This is a genomic window from Ochrobactrum sp. BTU2 (genome assembly GCF_024539785.1).
In the GTDB taxonomy this organism is placed as follows: domain Bacteria; phylum Pseudomonadota; class Alphaproteobacteria; order Rhizobiales; family Rhizobiaceae; genus Brucella; species Brucella anthropi.
The window spans coordinates 435,907-457,956 of sequence record NZ_JAHWRG010000005.1; the positions used below are offsets into that span (position 1 = coordinate 435,907).

Here is a 22,050-nt window from a genome sequence, read left to right on the forward strand (position 1 = left end):
GCATTTTCAGTCGTCCCAACTCTCGGGAACCACCTTAGACTGCCGCCCCCTTGGTCGAAGGGCATGCGATTTCTTCTTCACGGTCTTCCAGTCCGGCGCGCACTTCAACGCCGCCAAACCGACGCTCGCGCTGGCGAAAAGCCTCATAGGCTGCATCAAGATCAGACGCGCGGAAATCAGGCCAATGAATGGGCAGGAATAGAAACTCGGAATACGCCGCTTGCCAGAGCAGGAAATTCGACAGGCGCATTTCCCCGCTCGTACGGATGATAAGATCGGGATCGGGTATCCCGGCTGTATCGAGATTTGCGGAAACCAGTTCACTGGAAATGGAAGCAGGATCAAGCAGTCCGGCAGCGACATCACGCGCCAGACTTCGAACGGCACGGACGATCTCGTCGCGGGAACCGTAATTGAAAGCTATGATCAGGTTGAGGCCTGTATTGCGACGCGTAAGCGTTTCCGCTTCGACTAATAGCGCACGTATATCGGCGGCAAGTTCCTCGCGCTCGCCGATAATACTGACACGCACATTATTGCGGTGCAGCTCAGCAAGATCGCGTCGGATGAAAATCTTCAGCAACCCCAGAAGATCGTTCACCTCGCCGCTGGGGCGGGACCAGTTCTCTGAAGAGAACGCAAACAATGTAAGGTAGCCGAGACCACGATCCCCGGCCGCCCGCACAATCTCACGAAGAGCTTCCACGCCTGCCCGGTGCCCGGCGCTGCGCGGCAAATTGCGCGCCTTCGCCCAACGGCCATTGCCATCCATGATAATGGCGATGTGGCGCGGATCGGACATGGCGAAGCTCTCCCTCAATGAAAACCATGCAGGTACTAGACCTGCATGATCTCCCCTTCTTTCACTGCAACGACCTTATCCATCTCAGCGATGGTTTCGTCCGTCAGCTTCTGCACTTTTTCAGACAGAACGCGGCCATCATCCTGACTGATGAGGCTGTCCTTCTCCAGCTTTTTCAGCGTGTCCATACCGTCACGACGAACATGACGGGCAGCGATACGACCCTGCTCAGCATACTGGTGCGCGATCTTGACCAGTTCCTTGCGGCGCTGTTCGTTCAATTCCGGCAGCGGAATGCGCAGCGTCGTGCCATCGGTGATGGGATTGAGACCGAGGCCGGAATCGCGAATTGCGCGTTCCACAGCGCCCACCATGCTCTTGTCCCAGACGGAAACCGAAAGCATACGCGATTCGGGAACAGTGATATTGGCAACCTGATTGATCGGCATGGTCGAGCCATAGGCCTCTATCACGATCGGCTCCAGCAAGCTTGCTGAAGCGCGGCCCGTGCGCAGACCGTTAAGGTCGTGCTTCAAAGAATTGATAGCGCCTTCCATGCGGCGTTTCAGGTCGTTGATGTCGAAAGCATCACTCATGCATTTTCTCCTTCGATACGCAGCAAAGGTCGATCAATTATCGGAAACGATCGTGCAGCGTCCCTTGCCTTGCAGAATTTCGGCCAAGCCGCCGTTTTCATGGATGGAATAGACTATTATCGGAATGTTGTTCTCACGCGCAAGGGCAACAGCAGCTGTATCCATGACTGCAAGCCCGCGATCGAGAACTTCTTTGTGGGTCAAACTGTCAAAACGCGTCGCGTTCGGATCCTTCTTCGGGTCGGCAGAATAGATTCCGTCAACCTGCGTGCCCTTCAAAAGCGCATCCGCTTCAATTTCCGCAGCACGAAGAGCTGCTGCCGAATCCGTCGTGAAGAAAGGATTTCCGGTGCCACCAGCAAAGATCACGACCTTGCCCTCATCCATGTAAGCCGTAGCCTGTCTCTGCGAGAAGCTCTCACAGATTTCAGGCATGGCTATGGCCGAGAGCACGACAGAATCGACGCCAATCTTGTGCAGGGAAGTACGCAGCGCCAGCGAATTGATGACCGTGGCCAACATGCCCATGTGATCGCCTGTGACGCGGTCTCCGCCCTTGGAGGCCACAGCGACACCGCGAAAAATATTGCCACCGCCGATCACGACGCCAACTTCAACACCAAGCGACCGTGCCTGCTTGATGTCGTTTGCAATACGGTCTGCAACGGAAACATCGATGCCAAAGCCCTGACTGCCCATCAATGCCTCGCCCGAGGCTTTCAAAAGGACGCGTTTGTAGGCGGGCTTACCGGACATTGGATGCTCTCCGCAGATTGTGATCAAGTGGTTGTGTTCGGGTTCCGATACACGAAGGGCACCGCGTTGTCACGCGATGCCCTTCATAATCAAAAGCCTTTTCAGGCAATCAGCGCATTCCGAAAAGTGGAAACCGGTTTTCGGAACAAAATGCGCTGAAAAAACGGAGCCACTTAGCCCTTGGCAGCAGCAGCTACTTCAGCAGCAAAGTCGGTTTCTTCCTTCTCGATGCCTTCGCCGAGAGCAACACGGACAAAGCCGGTGATCTTGGCCGGTGCACCGATGGTCTTTTCAGCTTCCTTGAGGGCAGCTGCAACCGTCAGGTCAGGATTGATGACGAAAGCCTGCGAAAGAAGAACAACTTCTTCGTAGAACTTGCGCATACGGCCTTCGATCATCTTTTCGATGATGTTGTCCGGCTTGCCGGATTCACGGGCCTGCTCGATGAAAATCGCCTTTTCGCGCTCGGCAGCAGCCGGGTCAACGTCCTCGGCAGTGAGAGCCAGCGGGTTGATTGCAGCAACGTGCATGGCAACCTGACGACCAAATGCGTTTGCAGCTTCTGCATCGCCAGCGGTTTCGATTGCTACGAGAACGCCGAGCTTGCCGAGGCCATCAGCAACGCCGTTGTGAATGTAGGTCGCGACAACGCCCTGCGGGACGGTCAGCGCAGCCGAACGGCGGAAGCCAATGTTTTCACCGATGGTGGCAACAGCGTCCTTTGCCGTTTCGGTAACGGTCTTGCCGTCAACGTTGGCGTTGGCCACAGCTTCGGTCGAACCGTCGGTCGACAGAGCAGCCTGGGCAATCTTGCGGACCAGATCTTGGAAAGCATCGTTGCGGGCAACGAAGTCGGTCTCGGAATTGACTTCAACCACAACAGCCTTGTTGCCGGAAGCTGCAACGCCAACCAGACCTTCGGCCGCCGTACGGCCAGCCTTCTTGTCAGCCTTTGCAATACCCTTGGCACGCAGCCAGTCAACGGCAGCTTCGATATCGCCATTGGTTTCAGCAAGTGCTGTCTTGCAGTCCATCATGCCGGCGCCGGTGAGGTCGCGGAGTTCTTTGACGAGAGATGCGGAAATGCTCATGATATCGCCTTTCATGAAAGCGAAGGCACACCGGGTGGGTGTGCCAACTTTTAACCGGCGCTTGGTTTCTGGATCGCGATCACCCTGAGCATTGCACTTCAGGAATCACAATCCCGCGCCGGGATGAAACGAGATTATCCACCCGCCCTATCGCAGATATGACGGATGGATGAAATCATACGCTGATTAAGCGCCTTCAGCCGGAGCTTCGAGGGCTGGCTCAACCGGAGCTTCAGCCTGCGCACCGACGTCGATGCCCATTGCGCCCTGCTGACGGGCAATACCGTCGAGAGCAGCGCGAGCAATCAGATCACAATAAAGAGCGATAGCGCGTGCAGCGTCGTCGTTACCCGGAATCGGGTAGTCGATCTGGTCTGGATCGCAGTTCGAGTCGATCACTGCGACAACCGGGATACCAAGACGCTTGGCTTCCTGAATAGCAATCGCTTCCTTGTTGGTGTCGATGATGAACATCAGGTCCGGAACTGAACCCATGTCCTTGATACCACCGAGGGCGCGGTCGAGCTTTTCACGCTCACGCTCAAGGTTCAGGCGTTCCTTCTTGGTGAAGCCCTGAGCTTCGCCAGCCAGGAGTTCGTCGAGCTTGCGCAGACGCTGGATCGAGTTGGAGATCGTCTTCCAGTTGGTCATCATGCCGCCGAGCCAGCGTGCATTGACGTAATACTGTGCCGAACGGTTGGCAGCATCGGCGATGATGTCCGAAGCCTGACGCTTCGTGCCGACGAACAGAACGCGACCGCCGCGAGCAACCGTGTCCGAAACGATCTTCAGCGCATTGTGCAGCAGAGGAACGGTCTGGGACAGATCGAGAATGTGGATGTTGTTACGGTCACCATAGATGTATGGTGCCATTTTCGGGTTCCAGCGATGGGTCTGGTGGCCGAAGTGAACACCAGCTTCCAGAAGCTGGCGCATGCTGAAATCAGGCAATGCCATCTTTATTTTCCTTTTCCGGTTTAACCTCCACGGGCTGAGGCGATTTCTCGCCACCGGAGGTTTTTGCCGGATTTCTCCCGACAAAAGCCCAATCCCGTGTGTGGAATAGGCGCGCTGTTAACTGATCACGCCGTAAATTGCAAGTCGTCTACACAATATAGCATTGAACAGGCGAACAAACACGCCAATCGGCGTGCTTATTTGCAGGTCGCGGTCTGTTTTGCCGCGTCATAGACATCAAGCTTCACAAGCTTCCCGCGCATGGAGAAATCTCCATAGTCCATAGTGAGGTCGCGGGTGATGCCATTGCGATAGAGCTTGAAATTAATGCGGTAGATCGGCAGGCCGTCCTGCTTTTCCTTGTCATCGAAATAGGCAATCGTCACCGGCCAGACCTGATCCTTGGAAAATTTACCCATGACCTTGGTCTCGTCATCCGGCAGAGACTGCTCCTTGCCGACGACAACGGTGGTAGCAACCACCCGGTCGGCATCTTCGGACGCGTCGAAAAGCGACGTCTGGTAAAATTTCTGCCCGGCTTCCGCCTTGCCGATCAGCTCTTCCATATGTCCGGTCGGAAATTGCGTTCCCTTGAGGTCAAGCTTGTTTTCCTTCGGCTTGTTCAGTTCAACGACTGTCTTGCCGCCCTCGAGTTTCGCGTCACCACGCACTTCCTTGACCAGTTCCTTGTCCACGAAGGTCTTGTTGACGAAACGGAAATTCTTTCCGTCTGCACCTTCGAAAGTCGTCGTCTGCTGGTCGGTCACACGCTGCGGCTGTTCTTCCATATCGATCCGAGTCACGAAACGGAAATTGGTGGTGTAGCCTTCACACGCAGATCCGTTGAACTCGTAGACCATGCGACCGGTCAAACCGCTGATCCCCGATTTTTCGTCGGCGCGATCCAGGGTCAGATCATAGACTGCGCGATGTGGAACCAACGTTACCGTCGAGGCCGCATGAGCGACGCCAGCGAATCCGGCCCATACACAAGCAGCCGTCCCACTCGCCGCAACCGCACTCTTGAAAAAACGCATACATGAATCTCCCGATGAGTTGACGAGCATGATAAAAAAACTCGTGGCGGAAGCGAGGCAAAAAACGCACCCTTCCCAAAAGCTTCACCGATTCTGCCTATAGGTAGATCGCGAAGTACCTTTGCAAGCAAGGATTAATACAATGACCGACACGATCGACAGCCGCCTCAAAAATCTGGGTATATCCATCCCAGAGGCCGCAGCACCCGCCGCAAACTACGTTCCTTTTGCACAAAGCGGTTCTTTGCTTCTCACATCTGGCCAGCTTCCGCTGGAAGGCGGCAAGCTTGTGCACACGGGGCAGATTGGTGATGAGCTGACGGTTGCGCACGGACAAGCTGCTGCACGCGCCTGTGCTGTCAACATCCTTGCCCAGGCAAAGGCTGCTCTTGGTGACCTTGGCCGCATCAAGCGGATTGTGAAGATTACTGCCTTCGTGGCTTCCACGCCTGATTTCGTGGAACAGCACCTTGTGGCCAATGGCGCCTCCGATCTCCTCGTGGCGGTTCTCGGCGACGCTGGCAAACATGCCCGCTCGGCTGTTGGTGTTGCGAGCCTACCCCTCAATGCACCTGTTGAAATAGAAGCGATCATCGAGGTTGCCTGACATGACTTCCATCGACTGGATCAAGAAGCGTCCTGTTGCTCATCGCGGATTGCACGATCTCAATAAAGAGCGCTGGGAAAACACTCTTTCAGCGTTCGAGGCAGCAGTAAAGGCGGGTTTCGCTATCGAATGCGATGTGCATCTCACAATTGACGGCGGCGTTGTGGTCTTTCATGACGATGAACTGAAACGTCTCGCCGGTCGCGAAGGCTACATCAGCGATCTGACACTGAAGGAAGCCACCGCACTGAAGATTGGCGGCACCGCCGATCATGTGCCGACGCTTCGTCAAATGCTTGATCTGGTCGATGGTCGCGTTCCCCTCGTTATCGAGCTGAAGGGTATCGAAGGTAAAGATGACGGTCTGGTTGCCACCGTTGCCAAAGAACTGGCATCCTATAAGGGCGAAGCCGCGATCATGTCTTTCGATCACCACCTGATCCGCCGTTTTGCGGCAGATGCACCGGGAATTCCTGGCGGTCTGACAGCCGAAGGTACACGCAGGGAGGACTTCGAAAGACATTTCTCCATGCTGGCGCATGGCATCTCCTTCGTCTCCTATAATGTGCATCACCTGCCCAACCCGTTCGTCACCTTTGTTCGCGAGAAGTTACAAATGCCGGTGATCAGCTGGACAGTGCGGGATCGGGAAATGCAGAAACATAGCGATCTCAATGTCGACCAGATCACGTTCGAAGGCTTTGATCCACGCGCCCTCGTAGCTTGACGACAACACGCCGAACACCGCAAAATATGTGCGATAACGGCAAAGGAATAGCGGTGAACGACGAAGATCCGCAGAATGAGCAAAGCTTCGTTCTCCGTGTCGTTGAGAATATCAGCGAGTTCACGGCAGACGAATGGAACAGTCTTGTCGGAGCATCCCGGCAGGACGCGCATTACAATCCCTTCATTACCCGCAACTTCCTGCTGGCTCTGGAAGAATCAGGCTCGGTTTCACGAAAAACGGGCTGGCTTCCGCGCCATTTACGTCTTGAAGATGATCAGGGCCACCTCATCGGAGCCGTGCCGAACTATCTCAAGGGGCATAGTCAGGGAGAATATGTCTTCGACCATGGATGGGCTGATGCTTTCGAGCGCACCGGTGGTCGATACTATCCAAAATTTCAGGCCGCAGTGCCTTTCACACCGGCCACCGGTCCGCGCCTCCTCAATCACATCGCCTATGAAAGCGAAACCGTTCGACTGGCGCTGGCTGGCGGACTGCGGGAACTGGCTGATCAATCCGGCGTCTCATCAGCGCATGTCACATTTGCACTGCCAGATGAGATCACCGCGCTCGAGCGCGCAGGATTTCTTCATCGCACGGATCAACAGTTTCATTTTAAAAACAATGGCTTTAAAAGCTACGATGATTTTCTGAATGAGCTGGTATCTCGGAAACGCAAGGCGTTAAAGAAAGAACGACGTGAAGCCTTGTCGGATGGTATCGAAATCGACTGGTTGACCGGCAGCGACCTCACGGAATCCGTCTGGGACGACTTCTTCGCGTTTTATACGGATACCGGTAGCCGCAAATGGGGACGGCCCTATCTGAACAGGCAGTTCTTTTCGCGGATCGGCGAAACCATGGCGGGAGACATTCTGCTCGTCATGGCCAAACGCAACGGACATTACATTGCCGGTGCGATCAACTTCATCGGTGGTGATACACTTTTCGGCCGTCATTGGGGCTGCATCGAAGATCACCCATACCTGCATTTCGAGGTTTGCTATCATCAGGCAATCGATTTTGCGATTGATCGAAAGCTGAGCGTCGTGGAAGCCGGAGCACAGGGCGAGCACAAAATTGCCCGCGGTTATGTGCCGGTAACCACCCATTCAGCGCATTACATTGTTCATGAAGGCTTTCGGAAAGCCGTACGCGACTATCTCGATCATGAACGTCGCGAAGTCGAACAGATTCAGGACGCCCTGGAAGAACACTCGCCATTCAGGGATGCGCTCTGACTGCTTGTTTTGACGCGCATCTCATCCGAAAGCCGCTTCACACCTTTCGGGATGCGCTCGCTCTATCCACCTTGCCTAACGCGACTTGATACGGTCTGATCCTGTCAAACATTTTCGCATTGGAGAGAATCGCATGTCCGCCACCTATGACGACAACAATATCTTCGCCAAAATTCTGCGCGGCGAAATCCCGTCCACCCGTGTTTACGAAACCGATGACGTCGTTGCTTTCATGGATGTGATGCCGCAAGGCACGGGCCACACGCTGGTTGTGCCAAAGACTGCTTCCCGCAATCTGCTCGATGCCAAGCCGGAAACCCTCGCGAATGTTGTTCAAGTGGTGCAGAAAATCGCGCAGGCCGTGAAGAGGGCATTCAATGCCGATGGCGTAACCGTCATGCAGTTCAACGAACCGGCATCCGGCCAGACCGTCTATCATCTGCACTTTCATGTGATCCCGCGCTTTGAAGGCGTGGCGCTCAAGCCCCATACCGGACAGATGGAAGACGCAGCAGTTCTTTCCGCAAACGCTGAAAAGATTCGTGCAGCGCTCTGATAAGACTCACACTTTCAAAGTGTAAGCAGGCCGATTACCAGCAGGATTTCCGCAACGAGCACACCGACGAGCAATCGCTTACCGGTAATGAGAAAGGCGGCAAATCCTGCCGCGGCAGAACCAGCGCGGAGCCAGAGCGGCGAATTGGCCAGTTCTCCATTAGGATAGAGAATAAGCTGCGCGATAACGCCTGCAACCAGCGCAGTCGCGACGCAGCGCACGAAAACGAGAGCTTCTGAATCCTCCCGCACGCGCCCACCAACCAGCACCCCCATCAGCCGAAACAGATAGGTTGGAAGCGCTCCAGCCAGGAGGATAAACAGAAACGGCCACCACCAGGTCGAAAAGCTGTCCCAGTTCATTCAGTTGCCCCCACCGATACGCGGCGCATCCGGTGAAAACCGAACGCTATCAGCCCACCGAGAACACCCGTGATCAGCAGGTCATATCCAGGAGCCAGATGATGAAATATGGGGAACAGAACGATCCCGGAAATCATTGCGACCTGCCCTGCCCTTTCTCTGGCTGAACGCCAGAGCGACGTCAGAAAATACATCGGCGTCAGCATGAAAAGTGCCGCGAAAACAATTGGCGGAAAAGACGTCGATAACGAATAGACGATAGCAACGACAATCGCATTGGTTCCCACCAGAACCATACCGATCCCCGCAAAATAGCTCGTCCGCATATCACGCGGGATCTTGCGCAGCTCCTCCATGGCCATGACCCAGGCGGTGACGGCAACGAAATGACACAGAGCAGCGAGCGTCAGTTTTCGCGTTTTAGGTCCCTGCAGCTCGGGAAGCAGCGCGACCACCATCGGCATCAAACGCACGGACGAAAGTCCCACCGCAAGAGCCGCGGTAGGCAAAGCCACACCTGCACTGATCGCTCCGATCAGAACGACCTTTGCCGGAAGCGCCCAGATGGTCAGCGTCATAAAGACGGCTTGAACAACGGTGATGCCGCTTTCAATTGCCAGTCCCGCAAAACCGATAAACGAACTCATCAACAATAGAGCAGGAATACTGCAAATGCGTGTGCAGCCGCGCAAGAACCATCGCAGGTGACGATGGTCTTCTGAATTTTGCTCAGGATAATCGGAATGAATCGGTGGCATAGAGTCACGTTAGAGCAAGGTCCGAGCAAGTTGCACCCGGTTTTTACCGCTCAGATCGGAAAACCTCAGTTTTCCTTCACACCAGCCTCATCCTCAAAACAAAACGGCCCTCAGAGAGGGCCGTTCCGCTTGCTTGTTACTTCTTACGTGGCACTTTCGGCACCGACGATTTGGCCGCCGAGGACTTCGCGGAAGATTTCGGCGCCGGTTCGTCCTTGCCCGCCAGCACCTTCTCCTTCTCTGCCTTCTTCGGCGCAGCCTTCTTGCGTTGCAGCTGCTTCTTCTCAGCCGGAATATCCTTCTTCGGACTTACCGGCTTATCAGCCACGCTTTCCAGCGAAAGATCGGTCTTACCGTCCGGTTTCGTCACGACATCCACCCGGACCGTGCCACCATGCTTGAGTTTCCCGAAGAGCACCTCATCAGCCAATGGCTTCTTGATGTGTTCCTGGATAACCCGGGCAAGCGGACGTGCACCCATGCGCTCGTCGTAACCCTTGTCAGCAAGCCAGGCGATTGCGCCTTCGGTCAGTTCGAAGGTCACGCCGCGCTCAGCAAGCTGAGCTTCAAGCTGAAGCACAAACTTCTGCACAACCTGATGAATGACGGGAACCGGCAACGGACCGAACGGAATGATCGCATCCAGTCGGTTACGGAACTCAGGCGTGAACAAGCGGTTGATCGCTTCCATGTCATCGCCTTCGCGACGCGTGGAACCGAAGCCGATTGCTGCCTTCGCCATATCCGACGCACCGGCATTGGTGGTCATGATCAGGATCACATTGCGGAAGTCGATCTTCTTGCCGTTGTGATCGGTCAGCGAGCCATGATCCATTACCTGCAACAAGATGTTGAACAGATCGGGGTGTGCCTTCTCGATCTCATCAAGCAGCAGCACGCAATGCGGATGTTGATCGACGCCATCGGTCAGGAGTCCGCCCTGATCGAAGCCAACATAGCCGGGAGGCGCACCGATGAGCCGTGATACGGTGTGACGCTCCATATATTCCGACATATCGAAACGCAGGAGTTCCACGCCCAACGAACTTGCCAGCTGTTTGGCGACTTCCGTCTTGCCGACGCCGGTCGGGCCGGAGAACAGGTACGAGCCGATTGGCTTGTCCGGTTCGCGCAATCCCGCACGGGCGAGCTTGATCGACGCTGACAGCGCTTCGATGGCCAGATCCTGACCGTAAACGACACGCTTCAGTTCAGCATCCAGATGCGAGAGAACCTGCTCATCATCCTTCGATACCGACTTCGGCGGAATACGGGCCATCGTTGCGATTGTCGCTTCGATTTCCTTCACGCCGATGGTCTTCTTGCGCTTGTTCTCAGGCAATAGCATCTGGCTGGCACCTGTTTCGTCAATCACATCAATTGCCTTGTCTGGCAATTTGCGATCCGAAATATAACGCGCAGAAAGTTCCACTGCCGTCTTGATGGCATCGACCGTGTACTTGACCTTATGGAAATCCTCGAAATAGGGCTTCAGCCCCTTCATGATTTCAATCGCATCCGGGATCGAAGGCTCATTGACATCTATCTTCTGGAAGCGACGCACCAAGGCACGGTCTTTCTCGAAGAACTGACGATATTCCTTATAGGTCGTCGATCCGATGCAGCGGATAGCACCCGATGAAAGCGCCGGTTTCAACAGGTTCGATGCATCCATCGCGCCGCCCGAAGTGGCGCCAGCCCCGATGACTGTATGAATCTCGTCGATGAACAGAACCGCACCCGGATACTCTTCGAGCTCCTTGACGACCTGCTTCAGACGCTCTTCGAAGTCACCGCGATAGCGGGTGCCAGCCAGAAGTGTGCCCATGTCGAGCGAGAATATCGTCGCATCGGCAAGCGCTTCAGGCACCTGTCCTTCAACGATCCGCTTGGCAAGACCTTCGGCAATCGCAGTCTTGCCGACGCCGGGATCACCCACATAAAGCGGGTTGTTCTTCGAACGACGGCAGAGCACCTGAATGGTGCGGCTGATTTCGCTGTCACGACCGATCAGCGGATCGATACGCCCGGCCTTGGCCTTCTCATTCAGATTGACGCAATAGGCAGACAGGGCGTCCTGCTTCTTCTTGGCGCTTTCTTCCTGTTCTGTGCTAGTGCGTTCTTCATTTGCGCTCTCTGCGCCGCGCGGCGGGCGAGTTTCGCTGTTCTGCGGGCGCTTGGAGATGCCATGCGAAATATAGTTCACGGCATCATAACGTGTCATCTGCTGCTCCTGGAGGAAATAGGCAGCATGACTTTCCCGTTCCGCAAAAATGGCAACCAGCACGTTGGCACCGGTTACTTCCTCACGGTTCGAGGACTGTACATGAATGACCGCGCGCTGAATGACGCGCTGGAAAGCGGCAGTTGGCTTGGAATCTTCGTCATAACCCGTGACGAGATTATCAAGTTCGCGATCAATATAGTCGGTAACGATACGTTTGAGATGCTCAAGGTCGACGCTGCAGGCACGCATCACTGCGCCCGCATCCTGATCGTCGATCAAGGCAAGCAAAAGATGTTCGAGCGTCGCATATTCGTGATGCCGCTCGTTTGCAATTGTGAGGGCTTGATGCAGGGCCCTTTCAAGGCTTGGGGAGAACGATGGCATATGACCTCACTTTTTCTCCATCACGCATTGCAGCGGATGCTGGTTTTGGCGGGCGAAATCCATGACCTGGCTAACTTTGGTTTCGGCGACTTCGTATGTAAATACGCCGCACTCGCCGACCCCGTGATTGTGAACATGCAGCATGATGCGCGTGGCATCATCCTGGTTCTTCTGGAAAAACCGCTGCAGGACATGAACGACGAACTCCATGGGTGTGTAGTCGTCATTGAGGAGCAGGACACGATAGAGGCTGGGCTTCTTGGTTTTCGGCTGTGTACGCGTAACTACAACGGTGCCGTTTTCCGGACCATTTCCGCCGTCAGTCTTGCTTTGCATGACTATATCGAGATGCCTCATGAAACCTATTACCCGGATGCCCATCTGCCTGACCCAACTTGCCCTATTATGTAGGTCGTCATGTGGTGATTTTAAGCCCTTCATTGGCACTTGCAACCGGGACTTATTGCAATAACGAGGCTTGACACAGTTATATGGCGTCGTCCGAACGATAGGTCATGACAAAACAGCTCTATGTAAAATAGCCGGAGCACTTCGCTGCCAAATAATATAGGTACTAATAATTGAACCTAATAAACTCGACCCTATAAAAAGCGGAACACAAATTGCGGTTTCACGAATACGAAAAAAGTACTAATTTTCTCACATAATCAAAACATTAATGAATGCATTAGGGCTACTAACAGAACATACTTTTTAAAACCCGCTCATTTCTAGAGGCTGCCTCTCCCCTTCCACCCAAACAAGGCAGCAGCAAAACTAAACTCGCGCAAGCGGTTTTTTTGTGTTGTGACACCACTGCCTTCCCCTGATACGAACAGCGCATTTCATTGACACATCTGCGTGAACGTTCTTAACGCATCGGGTCTGAACGGACTGTCAGCGTTACGGCTTCCTCAAAATTTTTCCGAAATTTATGAACAACACGGTTACCATAAACGGATTGGTAACGCTGATGGCAGTAGGATCACCGAATTAGACGCTGTGTGCCTTTTGTGTCGCAGTTCAAAAAATCCGGGATACAGGTAGGTCATCATCGTGCGTACCGCATTTAGTAAAGTCGCATATGCCTTGAAAAGAGCGGCGCAAGCCACCCTTCTTCTTGCAGTTGTAACGGGGTGTTCGACAGCTTCGACAACGATACCGGCGATAGCGGCTAGCGATAGATATGCAGCGATCGTGATCGATGCGAACACCGGCAAAACGCTGTTTGCCTCGAATGCGGATGCACAGCGCTATCCAGCTTCCCTCACCAAAATGATGACTCTGTATATGCTTTTCGAGGCAATGCAGGCAGGGCGCATGAACAAGGACACGCGTATCCCGGTGTCCGCCTATGCAGCCGCACGTCCGCCCACTAAAATCGGCTTCCGTTCGGGGCAAAGCATTCGTGCTGAAGATGCAGCGCTGGCCATGATCACAAAGTCAGCCAACGACGTGGCAACTGCCGTCGGCGAATATATCGGCGGCTCCGAAGAGCGGTTTGCGCAGATGATGACAGCAAAGGCTCGTCGTCTTGGCATGCGTAACACGACCTTCCGTAACGCATCGGGTCTGCCGAACATGGCGCAGCATACGACTGCACGCGACATGGCGATCCTCAGCATCGCACTTCGCCAGCATTTCCCGAACGAATTCTCCTATTTCTCCCGCCGCAGCTTCGTTTTCCGCGGACAGACCATCAACGGTCACAACCGTTTGCTCGGTCGCGTTGAGGGCGTGGACGGCATCAAGACCGGCTACACCAATGCATCCGGTTACAATCTGGCTTCTTCAGTCAGCCTGGATGGCCGCAGGCTCGTAGCGGTGGTCATGGGCGGCAATACCGGTGCTAGCCGCGACGCCCATATGACTCAGCTCATCCGCAAATATCTTCCTATGGCAACGCGTAGCCGTAACGCTGCACCGCTCGTCGCCATGCGCAACGATGCACCGCAGGTCGTTGCTTCGATCGATCTTCCCAAGGCCAAGAATGCCCCTGTTCCTGTAACCCGTCAGGTTGCAGCCGTGGACGACATCATCAACAACGAAAGCGGTGAAGGCGATAGCGACCAGCCTCAGGTTCTGGCACTTGCAGCACCGACCGCGCGTCCTGCTGCGCTGGCCGCACAGGCTGCGATCCGCCCCACACCAAAGGCCGCCGTCCCGTCTGCACAGGCTCAGGAAGTCGATCCGGTCACCACGGCATCCGCCCCTGCTGCCGGTGGCTGGGCAATCCAGATCGGCTCCCTCCCGAGCGAAGGTCAGGCGCGGGACATGCTTGCCAAGGCTTCTGCCACAGCAGGTGGCACGCTGCGTGCGGCGTCGCCCTATACCGAGACCTTCAACAAGGGTAGCGCAACTTTCTACCGCGCGCGCTTTGTTGGCTTCTCCTCCAAGCAGGCTGCTTGGGATGCCTGCGCCTCGCTGAAGAAGAAAAACTTCGGCTGCTATGCAGTCGCGAACTAATCGATTGCGAGGGGTTCTGCCCCCTCGTTGCCAGCTTCAAACCCGAATTTGTAGTGCGTAGAGGGTTTCGAGATGTCAAATATGAGAGAAACTTTCGGCCAGCCGCCGTTCAAAACGGCCGACTGGACACAGGATGAAGGCAAGACTTCAGCCTTCGGTGCATTGTTCTCGGTGCAAGGCCTCAAGCAGGCTGCCCTGCGAATTGCCGATGTAAGGCGAGGCACCGGCTTTCAGACCAAAGATCTGGTCGGGCTGCTCGTCTGTCATGCAGCACGTAACAAGCGGTTGGTTCAACCACGGGCTTCCATGCGGATGACCCTACCGGTGAATTTCGACCGAGTTTCTGTGCGCCTGACGATAGAAAACTGAATGAACACCAGATGAAATGAAAAAGGGCCTGCCGGTTAACCGGCAGGCCCTTTTTCATGAGTGTATCAATCTTCAAAGCAATCCCAGAGCCGCCAGCTCCTGGCGCAATTCTGCCGGCAAGGCAGCCCTGCCCGCTTTACCCGCGGCTTCATCACGCGGGACTTCATTTTCAACCAGATAGCGCCAACCCTGAAAAGCGCGGCGTGGCTGCCACTCGGTCGGAATGACCTTGGGTTCGAGAACAAGGTGACAGCGATTGATACCCTGCTCATCTGTAAATGGACGAACATCCAGCAGGCGCTGACGGCATTGGACGCTGCCCTTGATAACCCAGTAGAGCGAGCCACCTTCCAGCAGCTCATCGATCCGTTTCGGAACCATTCTCGTTGTGTGAAACTGTTCCGGCACCAAACCGGCCGCACGCTGTTCAGCGAGACGGAAATCGATCCAAGCCGCGAGATCTTCGATACTGTCGCAGCCGACACAAAGTTTGACGAGATTGAGAGCCATAGGGGTGATTTAGCCAAGACGAATGCGCGCTTCAAGCCTGAAGCATCGCATTCCGCCCAGAATTGCGAATCAACAGGCGACCACGTTGACGGCGAGACCGCCCTGACTGGTTTCCTTGTAACGCTCGCTCATATCGTGACCGGTCTGGCGCATTGTCTCGATACAAGCGTCGAGAGGTACAAAATGCTTGCCGTCGCCCTTTACAGCAAGTGACGCTGCGGTCACCGCCTTCACCGCACCAAGCGCATTACGTTCAATGCACGGCACCTGCACAAGCCCGGCAACCGGGTCGCAGGTCATGCCAAGATGGTGCTCGAGCGCAATTTCAGCAGCATTTTCAATTTGCTCAGGCGATCCGCCAAGCACAGCGGCAAGACCCGCTGCCGCCATTGCCGATGCTGATCCTACTTCGCCCTGACAACCAACTTCCGCGCCAGAAATCGATGCGTTGTGCTTGATGACACCGCCGATCGCGGCAGACGTCAGGAGAAAATCGCGAATGCCTTTCTCATCGGCATCATCATGAAAATGCAAGTAATAGCGCAGAACCGCCGGTACAACGCCTGCAGCACCATTTGTCGGTGCGGTGACTACCCGGCCGCCGGACGCGTTTTCTTCATTGACCGCCATCGCGTAAACCGAAAGCCAGTCATTTGCCAGAAGCGGGTTGCTGCGATTGTTGCGCCAGTCATCCTGAAGCTTATCATGAAGCTGTCGCGCACGACGACGGACATTCAGGCCGCCCGGCATGACACCGTCCCGGCTCAGTCCACGCTCGATACAGCCACGCATGGCCCCCCAAATACGATCGAGACCATTATCCAGATCACCGCGTGCCATATGCTTTTCTTCATTGGCCCGCTTCATTTCGGCGATCGACAGCCCGCTGTCATGGGCCATCTCAAGCATCTCAGCGGCACTACGGAATGGAAACGGCACATCAGCCTTGTCGTCCTGCTTTGCACCGCTGCGCTGAACGCGGCTCAGCTCTTCTTCCGTCACGACAAAACCGCCACCGATGGAAAAGTATGCCCGACGCAAGAGAAGATTGTCATCGGCATCGAATGCTGAGAAAGCCATGCCGTTGGCGTGCCCCGGCAAAGGAGTCTTCCGATCCAGTACGAGATCGACCTTCGGATCGAAATGATAGGCCGGATGCCCATCGGGTTTCACCTTCTTCTCGGCGAACACCTTCTCAACTTCAACGTCCATAATGTCGGGATCAATCGTATCCGGCAGATGACCGCAGAGCCCCAGAATGACGGCACGATCCGTCGCATGCCCGACGCCGGTATAAGCAAGAGAGCCGTGCAGGCTCGCTTTCAACCGGTGGATTTTCGAATGCGCAGGCCGTGGCCAGTTTCCGCCTATAATTTCATTGAGAAACATGCGCGCAGCCGTCATCGGGCCCATCGTATGCGAACTGGAAGGCCCAATGCCAATCTTGTAAAGATCGAAAACCGACAGAAACATTCCACACCTTCTGCAGCCGTCATAAGGCTGATTGATTCCTGATCGCAGCGTCGCCCGCGATTTGCCTGATCGTCCATTCTAGACAAAAATCGGCAAAAAGTCGCTAACGCAGAAACCGCGTATCTCTATCAGATAGTGTAGGAAAGGATCAACGCAAACGGAATGCTGAAATGCGGCATCAAATTTCCGGAATACGTAACGCCGCCTGACTTCTAGAGCATTTCCTGTTTTGTTTGATTCATTGGAAATGCTCTATCCGTTTGTTTTCACGCATGTCTTTATCCCGAAACCGGTTCCCACTTTCGGGAGACATGCTCTAGACGGAGAACAGATAGGCCATGAGGATGACAGCAGCGAGACCAACGACTGCCCAGAGCGTAACGCCCCAGCAGGATTTTTGAACGGTTTCGTCCATGGAGATTTTGGCAACCTTGTTGTGCAACTCTTTTACACAGCGTCCTTCACAACGCTGTTACCAATCATATAGCTTCGTGAACAACGGAACGCAACGGCGAAAAGCGACTGAATTGTGGCGATGAATTTTCAGGATTGAACATACGCTTCATGAAAGCTTTCTTTATCAATCAGTTACCGATAGATAACCTTAACAAAAGCTTTAAAGTGACGGCAGAAATGCGGCATCAGAGTTGAGGTAGAAGCATATCTGTCTTGCCCGCCAACCAGTAAGCGGCAAGTCCTACCCACTCACGCATAGCCACGCTAAACCGCGAAAGCGCTTCATTCGGGGATTCGAGATAAAGGGCAAAACGCTCGCTGGCGCGCGTCTTGTAGTCTACCGGCCAGGCGACAACATCGAAATCCGCCTTGCGAAAGCAGCCAACGGATCGCGGCATATGATATGCGGAAGTCACCAGAAGCCACGTTTCGCCGGGTTTGGGCTGGGCCAGTTCTTTCGAGAAAATTGCATTCTCAACCGTGTTCCGAGACTTGTTTTCATAGATGTAACGTTCGCCGGAAAAGCCAAGATCTACCAGCATCTGCCGCGTGCTATCTGCCTCTTTGGCGGCTTCTTCGAAAAAGGCTCCATCCCCTCCGGAAACAATAACCCTGGCGTCTGGATATAATCTCGCCAGCCGCATCGCTTCGAAAATGCGGTCGGCCGCGCTATTCAACTCGAAACCTTTGCGCCCGGCATTAATGTCGCCATTCATATAGCCGCCAAGAACAACGATCCCATCCACATGTTGTGGCATTGCATCCGGCTTCGCGAAACGATCCTCCAGCGGGGCAAGCAGAACAGAACCCAGTGTGGTGAAAGCCGCAAAAAACAGAATGGCGATAGACAACCCCAGCACACTCATACTGAGCCGTCGAGAACCTCGCCACATGGCCAGAAAAGCAATCAGGACAAGAACGAGAATTATCGTAACAGGTTGGAAAAACAGCCAGAAAATCTTCGACAGACTAAAAAACAATCAAGCTCTCCAATATCCAGCCCTCTGTCCGTGCCCATGCCAGCACGAATCCGTGTGCGACCGCATACTATAGTGTTGCAAAAGCCTGTGTTAGAGATTTGCCGGGAATCGAAAAACGCCGGATAGCGCTATCCAGCCGGAAGGAACCATGTCTAACATCACGCCCCAGGATATTGCACCTTCGTCCCGGATTCGTCTCGGTCGCATCGATATTGCGCGTGGGATCGCGCTGATCGCCATGGCGATCTACCACTTTGGCTGGGATCTTGAGTTTTTCGGCTATATGGCACCTGCCACAACTGCCCATGGGGGCTGGAAGCTTTTCGCCCGCTGTATTGCTTCAAGCTTCCTGTTTCTGGTCGGCTTCAGCCTCGTTCTGGCGCATGGCAACGGGATTCGCTGGAAATCAATGGCGAAACGTCTGGCACAGATCGTTGTCGCTGCGGCCGCGATTTCAGCAGTCACATGGTATATGTCGCCGGACAGTTTCATCTTCTTCGGCATCCTTCACCAGATCGCTCTGGCAAGTGTGCTCGGTCTTATTTTCCTGCGGCTGCCCGCCATTGCAACATTGATCATTGCAGCGTTGGTCATCAGCGCCCCGCTTTACGCAAGCGCCGATATTTTCAACAATCCCGCGCTCAGCTGGGTCGGCCTTTCGACCGTAGCGCCGCGTTCGAACGATTATGTGCCGCTGTTTCCTTGGTTCGGAGCTGTCCTTATTGGCATGGCGGCGGCGCGCATGTTTCAGCGTTTTGGTTGGCTTCAGCTCTTGGCTGGCGGGATCAAACCCCAGTTTCTTGAAAAGCCGCTGACATTCATCGGCAGGCATAGTCTGGCTTTTTATCTCATTCATCAGCCAGTTCTGATCGCGCTAGTTTATGTCTTCTCGCAACTGATGCCTCCGGCACAGCCAACACCGCGAGAAGCGTTTACGCAATCCTGTGTGGCTGCATGCCTGCAAAACGGAAGCGAACAGCTATGCCAGCAGTTCTGCGGCTGCGTCGTGACGGAACTGGATAAAGCGAAACTGTTCGATGATGTCTTCAGCGGCAAGATCGATCAGGAGAACAACAGCACGGTCCAGGATATTGCACAAATGTGCTCACCGGTGCCCGATACCCAGTAAAACAGATCAGGTATTGACGCCCAGTTCGGCAAGACGCTCGATGCAGGATTCCTCGATCTGGTCGAGTTCGCCGAGTGTCTCCTCAATGTCGCGTCGCTTCTGGCGAAGATCGGCGCGTTTTTCCTCAACGCGCTTCATGAGCAGCTTCAGCTGCCCCGTCTCGCCGGGCGGCTCACGATACATCTGGATGATTTCGTGGATTTCGGCGATCGAAAAACCAAGCCGCTTGCCACGCAGAATCTGCTTCAGAAGATGACGGTCGGCGGGACGGAACAGTCGTGTGCGGCCACGTCTCACAGGAGCGATCAGGCCTTCATCTTCGTAGAAGCGCAAAGTACGGGTTGAAATACCGAACTCGCGCGTCAACTCTGTGATCGTATAATATTCGCGCACCACAACATTCCTGCCTTATATCAAGCGGACCAGCCTCTAAACCGAATTGAGTTCAGAGGCTAAGTTGTGCTCCCCCATTTACGTAAAAGTCAACATTAAACCGATGCGAACTAAAATACATTTAGCTACAATTTGGCCGAAAACCGGAATAATCAATTTCACCTACCGCCAGAAACGGTGAAGGCTTTTCCAAAGGATATTCAGCTGAAACCCCTTAATTTCCGCTGATTTCCCATGGATTGCGACTTGCCATCATATTGCCGCTCATGCGTTATGAACTTGCGGAAACCAGTTACAAATGGCGATTCATGCGGCGCTCTATAAAATTTACCTTGATCGGACTTGTCGTCATCGCCGTGATAGGCGCAGCCCCATTTGCCGTCGAACCAATTGTCGTGAAGATCGGAGAAGGTTCGATTCGTCAGCTCGCCAGAGACGGTAATTTCTGTCAGACAGAGCAATGCGACGAAGGCATGAATTACGCGCTTGGTTTTCTCGAAACCAATTATGCGCTGTCGCCTCACGACATTAAATGGTGTATGGGCGTCGATGTCATTTCCCATTATGAGTTGCCATTCGGTAACGCATTGAAAAAGTCAATAACCGACCGAATGTACCAACGTTGTGGCGATCCGAAGCAAGATGAACCACCCGGCGATCATACGGATGAATAAAGGCGCTCTTCATGAAGCGATTTTTGCGCATTGGCGCCTGGATGATACTTCTGGCCATCCTTGCAGTTACGATCAGCCCGATTAAATTCCGCCCCGTGACAGGTGAGCCCGTCGATCTAGAGCGGTTTGCGGCTTTCTTTCTGGTCGGAGCCTTGTTCGCCCTCGCCTATCCTCGCCACTGGATGGGTGTTCTTCTGCTGACAGTCGGCTGCGCCGCACTTTTCGAACTGATGCAACGTTTGGCACCTGGGCGTCACGGCGAGTTCATAGACTTTGTTTTCAAGGCGGCCGGAGCCATATTTGGCATTGCTGTTGGCTATGGCCTCAGCCTTATGCGCCCTTTCCGGCAAGAAGGCTGATCAGGCAGCGGGAATAGCCTTCAGTCTGTCGCCTGCCGTTTCACGCATGAATTCCAGATGGATCGAACGTAGCAATGCGGCCAGATCGTCATTGGCAGCAGCAAATCGGCCGCCCCCGACAGCCTCGCACATGAGTGCTGATATTTCCGCAGCGCCCATACGCTTTCGCCCGGCAGCAACCGCCCGCCAGGCCTCGATGGCAACAATCAAGGGCGCATGCGTGGCATCGCTCAATCCGGAAGAGCGAAGAAGCGCAGCAAGGGCAGCAGGACGTCCGCCCGAAATAATCGCACAAATCCGCCTATCATCGAGATCGGAAAGCGCGCCCAGCAAGCTGGCGAAGAAATCTATACGGCCTCCGGCAACGGCACGGATAACAAAACTGGTCGTGATTTCACCGCGCAGACGCAGATGTTCGACCAGCGCCGGGAGTTCTTCTTGTGAACAGTTTTCCGCCAGTTGCATTGAGGCACGAGCGGTCGCATCGCCTACAACCTTATCAGCGCGGCGTTGACCCAGAAGCAATTTCACCAGTGGAAGAGATTGGAGAACCTCTCCGACTTTCACTGCGAGTAGATGACGGCATTCAGCCGGAAGATGCGGATGGGCCAGCAAGGCTTCCCGTACGACAGCATCATGTCCGCAGCGCTCGCTGATGCGCCGAAACGAAACGGGGGCGATACGGGCGCAGCTGTTGAAGAGCATTTCAGCAACAGCTTCATTATTCCCGACTTCGGCGATTGCCGCCGCGACTGCGAATGAAACATGCGAGCGCGCGGCAATCAAAACCTGCATCGATGGAGCGCTATAGGCGACACGATCAATCAGATCAGCGTCGCTAAGAAGCTTTGAGCGTGCAAGGATATATCCCGCCACCTCCGGTTGATCGGCTGCAAGCGCCGTTACGATATGCAAAGGCGAATGCACGCTGGTCGAAAGCACATCTGCAATAGCCATGCGAACTTTCGGGGAAGGATCATCAAGCAAAAGCGTCAATGCGGCTTCTGCATGTGCACGAGCATGATCAGACTGAAGCTGGTCAATACATTGCCGGGCCAACTGAGCAGCACGGACAACGCGCGCAGCTACCGGCTCGCAGCCACCGACAAACGTATCTTTTTCGATATACATTCTGGC

General features: G+C 54.5%; 24 protein-coding genes. 9 read left to right on the plus strand and 15 right to left on the minus strand.

Features of this window, described 5'->3' with window-relative positions; all coding sequences use genetic code 11:
• Positions 1–34: 34 nt before the first annotated feature.
• The 6 genes from KWJ32_RS17880 to eipB form a co-directional block, all read right to left on the minus strand.
• Positions 35–802 (minus strand): isoprenyl transferase, encoded by a 768-nt coding sequence (locus KWJ32_RS17880; protein ID WP_010659980.1) that lies wholly within the window; start codon positions 800–802, stop codon positions 35–37.
• A gap of 35 nt (positions 803–837) precedes the next feature.
• Entirely contained in the window at positions 838–1,398 is a 561-nt protein-coding gene (frr, locus tag KWJ32_RS17885; protein WP_010659979.1) for a ribosome recycling factor, read from the minus strand.
• 33 nt (positions 1,399–1,431) lie between these two features.
• On the minus strand, positions 1,432–2,154 hold the full coding sequence (pyrH, locus tag KWJ32_RS17890) for a UMP kinase (RefSeq protein ID WP_010659978.1): 723 nt from the start codon (positions 2,152–2,154) through the stop codon (positions 1,432–1,434).
• Positions 2,155–2,327: 173 nt separating this feature from the next.
• A complete protein-coding gene (gene tsf / locus KWJ32_RS17895) occupies positions 2,328–3,245 on the minus strand; it encodes a translation elongation factor Ts (protein WP_036578226.1) in 918 nt (305 codons plus the stop codon).
• Between the two features lie 186 nt (positions 3,246–3,431).
• Positions 3,432–4,202, minus strand: coding sequence for a 30S ribosomal protein S2 (gene rpsB, locus KWJ32_RS17900; protein WP_010659976.1), 771 nt, complete (start codon positions 4,200–4,202; stop codon positions 3,432–3,434).
• A gap of 197 nt (positions 4,203–4,399) precedes the next feature.
• Positions 4,400–5,239, minus strand: coding sequence for a cell envelope integrity protein EipB (eipB, locus tag KWJ32_RS17905; RefSeq protein WP_010659975.1), 840 nt, complete (start codon positions 5,237–5,239; stop codon positions 4,400–4,402).
• A 142-nt stretch (positions 5,240–5,381) separates the two neighbouring features.
• On the opposite strand from eipB, the gene KWJ32_RS17910 reads away from it, so the two are divergent.
• From KWJ32_RS17910 to KWJ32_RS17925, 4 genes are all read left to right on the plus strand, one after another.
• Entirely contained in the window at positions 5,382–5,846 is a 465-nt protein-coding gene (locus KWJ32_RS17910; RefSeq protein WP_006471616.1) for a RidA family protein, read from the plus strand.
• Position 5,847: 1 nt separating this feature from the next.
• On the plus strand, positions 5,848–6,573 hold the full coding sequence (locus KWJ32_RS17915; protein ID WP_012091952.1) for a glycerophosphodiester phosphodiesterase: 726 nt from the start codon (positions 5,848–5,850) through the stop codon (positions 6,571–6,573).
• A 53-nt stretch (positions 6,574–6,626) separates the two neighbouring features.
• On the plus strand, positions 6,627–7,817 hold the full coding sequence (locus KWJ32_RS17920; RefSeq protein WP_040130120.1) for a GNAT family N-acetyltransferase: 1,191 nt from the start codon (positions 6,627–6,629) through the stop codon (positions 7,815–7,817).
• Between the two features lie 133 nt (positions 7,818–7,950).
• Positions 7,951–8,373 (plus strand): HIT family protein, encoded by a 423-nt coding sequence (locus tag KWJ32_RS17925; protein WP_012091950.1) that lies wholly within the window; start codon positions 7,951–7,953, stop codon positions 8,371–8,373.
• Positions 8,374–8,387: 14 nt separating this feature from the next.
• On the opposite strand, the gene KWJ32_RS17930 is transcribed toward KWJ32_RS17925, so the two are convergent.
• The 4 genes from KWJ32_RS17930 to clpS all read right to left on the minus strand — a co-directional run bounded on the left by KWJ32_RS17930 (position 8,388) and on the right by clpS (position 12,461).
• Positions 8,388–8,735 carry an AzlD domain-containing protein gene (locus KWJ32_RS17930; protein WP_012091949.1) on the minus strand — a complete coding sequence of 116 codons (348 nt, stop codon included), beginning with the start codon at positions 8,733–8,735 and terminating at the stop codon, positions 8,388–8,390.
• Positions 8,732–9,382: an AzlC family ABC transporter permease gene (locus KWJ32_RS17935; protein WP_115179274.1), complete on the minus strand. Its 651-nt coding sequence runs from the start codon at positions 9,380–9,382 to the stop codon at positions 8,732–8,734. The genes KWJ32_RS17930 and KWJ32_RS17935 overlap by 4 nt, the downstream gene beginning before the upstream one ends.
• A 247-nt stretch (positions 9,383–9,629) precedes the next feature.
• Positions 9,630–12,104 (minus strand): ATP-dependent Clp protease ATP-binding subunit ClpA, encoded by a 2,475-nt coding sequence (gene clpA, locus KWJ32_RS17940; RefSeq protein WP_012091947.1) that lies wholly within the window; start codon positions 12,102–12,104, stop codon positions 9,630–9,632.
• Between the two features lie 6 nt (positions 12,105–12,110).
• Positions 12,111–12,461 (minus strand): ATP-dependent Clp protease adapter ClpS, encoded by a 351-nt coding sequence (gene clpS / locus KWJ32_RS17945; protein WP_174977436.1) that lies wholly within the window; start codon positions 12,459–12,461, stop codon positions 12,111–12,113.
• Positions 12,462–13,160: 699 nt separating this feature from the next.
• On the opposite strand from clpS, the gene KWJ32_RS17950 reads away from it, so the two are divergent.
• Positions 13,161–14,570, plus strand: a complete 1,410-nt coding sequence (locus KWJ32_RS17950) for a D-alanyl-D-alanine carboxypeptidase family protein (protein ID WP_012091945.1) — start codon at positions 13,161–13,163, stop codon at positions 14,568–14,570.
• Between the two features lie 72 nt (positions 14,571–14,642).
• Positions 14,643–14,939 carry a hypothetical protein gene (locus KWJ32_RS17955; RefSeq protein ID WP_012091944.1) on the plus strand — a complete coding sequence of 99 codons (297 nt, stop codon included), beginning with the start codon at positions 14,643–14,645 and terminating at the stop codon, positions 14,937–14,939.
• A 72-nt stretch (positions 14,940–15,011) separates the two neighbouring features.
• On the opposite strand, the gene KWJ32_RS17960 is transcribed toward KWJ32_RS17955, so the two are convergent.
• From KWJ32_RS17960 to KWJ32_RS17970, 3 genes are all read right to left on the minus strand, one after another.
• Positions 15,012–15,449 (minus strand): DUF1489 family protein, encoded by a 438-nt coding sequence (locus KWJ32_RS17960; RefSeq protein ID WP_012091943.1) that lies wholly within the window; start codon positions 15,447–15,449, stop codon positions 15,012–15,014.
• Positions 15,450–15,518: 69 nt separating this feature from the next.
• Positions 15,519–16,922, minus strand: coding sequence for an L-serine ammonia-lyase (locus tag KWJ32_RS17965; RefSeq protein ID WP_151609955.1), 1,404 nt, complete (start codon positions 16,920–16,922; stop codon positions 15,519–15,521).
• Between the two features lie 641 nt (positions 16,923–17,563).
• A complete protein-coding gene (locus tag KWJ32_RS17970; protein WP_125334212.1) occupies positions 17,564–18,358 on the minus strand; it encodes a YdcF family protein in 795 nt (264 codons plus the stop codon).
• A 148-nt stretch (positions 18,359–18,506) separates the two neighbouring features.
• On the opposite strand from KWJ32_RS17970, the gene KWJ32_RS17975 reads away from it, so the two are divergent.
• Positions 18,507–19,487, plus strand: a complete 981-nt coding sequence (locus tag KWJ32_RS17975) for a DUF1624 domain-containing protein (RefSeq protein ID WP_125334211.1) — start codon at positions 18,507–18,509, stop codon at positions 19,485–19,487.
• Positions 19,488–19,493: 6 nt separating this feature from the next.
• Here the strand turns inward: KWJ32_RS17975 and KWJ32_RS17980 are convergent, their stop codons facing one another.
• Positions 19,494–19,880, minus strand: coding sequence for a MerR family DNA-binding transcriptional regulator (locus KWJ32_RS17980; protein WP_010659960.1), 387 nt, complete (start codon positions 19,878–19,880; stop codon positions 19,494–19,496).
• A gap of 308 nt (positions 19,881–20,188) precedes the next feature.
• Between KWJ32_RS17980 and KWJ32_RS17985 the strand changes: the two genes are divergently transcribed.
• Together KWJ32_RS17985 and KWJ32_RS17990 are read left to right on the plus strand one after the other, a co-directional pair.
• Positions 20,189–20,554: a hypothetical protein gene (locus KWJ32_RS17985; protein WP_071630227.1), complete on the plus strand. Its 366-nt coding sequence runs from the start codon at positions 20,189–20,191 to the stop codon at positions 20,552–20,554.
• An 11-nt stretch (positions 20,555–20,565) separates the two neighbouring features.
• A complete protein-coding gene (locus KWJ32_RS17990; RefSeq protein ID WP_010659958.1) occupies positions 20,566–20,913 on the plus strand; it encodes a VanZ family protein in 348 nt (115 codons plus the stop codon).
• Here KWJ32_RS17990 and KWJ32_RS17995 read toward each other — a convergent pair whose 3' ends face one another.
• Positions 20,914–22,044 (minus strand): DUF2336 domain-containing protein, encoded by a 1,131-nt coding sequence (locus tag KWJ32_RS17995; protein WP_125334210.1) that lies wholly within the window; start codon positions 22,042–22,044, stop codon positions 20,914–20,916.
• Positions 22,045–22,050 lie beyond the last annotated feature (6 nt).

Bases quoted from the DNA above. Each gene is read 5' to 3' on its own strand.
- KWJ32_RS17880 (WP_010659980.1), bottom strand. From the start codon at position 802: ATGTCCGATCCGCGCCACATCGCCATTATCATGGATGGCAATGGCCGT.
- frr (WP_010659979.1), bottom strand. From the start codon at position 1,398: ATGAGTGATGCTTTCGACATCAACGACCTGAAACGCCGCATGGAAGGC.
- pyrH (WP_010659978.1), bottom strand. From the start codon at position 2,154: ATGTCCGGTAAGCCCGCCTACAAACGCGTCCTTTTGAAAGCCTCGGGC.
- tsf (WP_036578226.1), bottom strand. From the start codon at position 3,245: ATGAGCATTTCCGCATCTCTCGTCAAAGAACTCCGCGACCTCACCGGC.
- rpsB (WP_010659976.1), bottom strand. From the start codon at position 4,202: ATGGCATTGCCTGATTTCAGCATGCGCCAGCTTCTGGAAGCTGGTGTT.
- eipB (WP_010659975.1), bottom strand. From the start codon at position 5,239: ATGCGTTTTTTCAAGAGTGCGGTTGCGGCGAGTGGGACGGCTGCTTGT.
- KWJ32_RS17910 (WP_006471616.1), top strand. From the start codon at position 5,382: ATGACCGACACGATCGACAGCCGCCTCAAAAATCTGGGTATATCCATC.
- KWJ32_RS17915 (WP_012091952.1), top strand. From the start codon at position 5,848: ATGACTTCCATCGACTGGATCAAGAAGCGTCCTGTTGCTCATCGCGGA.
- KWJ32_RS17925 (WP_012091950.1), top strand. From the start codon at position 7,951: ATGTCCGCCACCTATGACGACAACAATATCTTCGCCAAAATTCTGCGC.
- KWJ32_RS17930 (WP_012091949.1), bottom strand. From the start codon at position 8,735: ATGAACTGGGACAGCTTTTCGACCTGGTGGTGGCCGTTTCTGTTTATC.
- KWJ32_RS17935 (WP_115179274.1), bottom strand. From the start codon at position 9,382: ATGAGTTCGTTTATCGGTTTTGCGGGACTGGCAATTGAAAGCGGCATC.
- clpA (WP_012091947.1), bottom strand. From the start codon at position 12,104: ATGCCATCGTTCTCCCCAAGCCTTGAAAGGGCCCTGCATCAAGCCCTC.
- clpS (WP_174977436.1), bottom strand. From the start codon at position 12,461: ATGAGGCATCTCGATATAGTCATGCAAAGCAAGACTGACGGCGGAAAT.
- KWJ32_RS17955 (WP_012091944.1), top strand. From the start codon at position 14,643: ATGTCAAATATGAGAGAAACTTTCGGCCAGCCGCCGTTCAAAACGGCC.
- KWJ32_RS17960 (WP_012091943.1), bottom strand. From the start codon at position 15,449: ATGGCTCTCAATCTCGTCAAACTTTGTGTCGGCTGCGACAGTATCGAA.
- KWJ32_RS17965 (WP_151609955.1), bottom strand. From the start codon at position 16,922: ATGTTTCTGTCGGTTTTCGATCTTTACAAGATTGGCATTGGGCCTTCC.
- KWJ32_RS17975 (WP_125334211.1), top strand. From the start codon at position 18,507: ATGTCTAACATCACGCCCCAGGATATTGCACCTTCGTCCCGGATTCGT.
- KWJ32_RS17985 (WP_071630227.1), top strand. From the start codon at position 20,189: ATGCGGCGCTCTATAAAATTTACCTTGATCGGACTTGTCGTCATCGCC.
- KWJ32_RS17990 (WP_010659958.1), top strand. From the start codon at position 20,566: ATGAAGCGATTTTTGCGCATTGGCGCCTGGATGATACTTCTGGCCATC.
- KWJ32_RS17995 (WP_125334210.1), bottom strand. From the start codon at position 22,044: ATGTATATCGAAAAAGATACGTTTGTCGGTGGCTGCGAGCCGGTAGCT.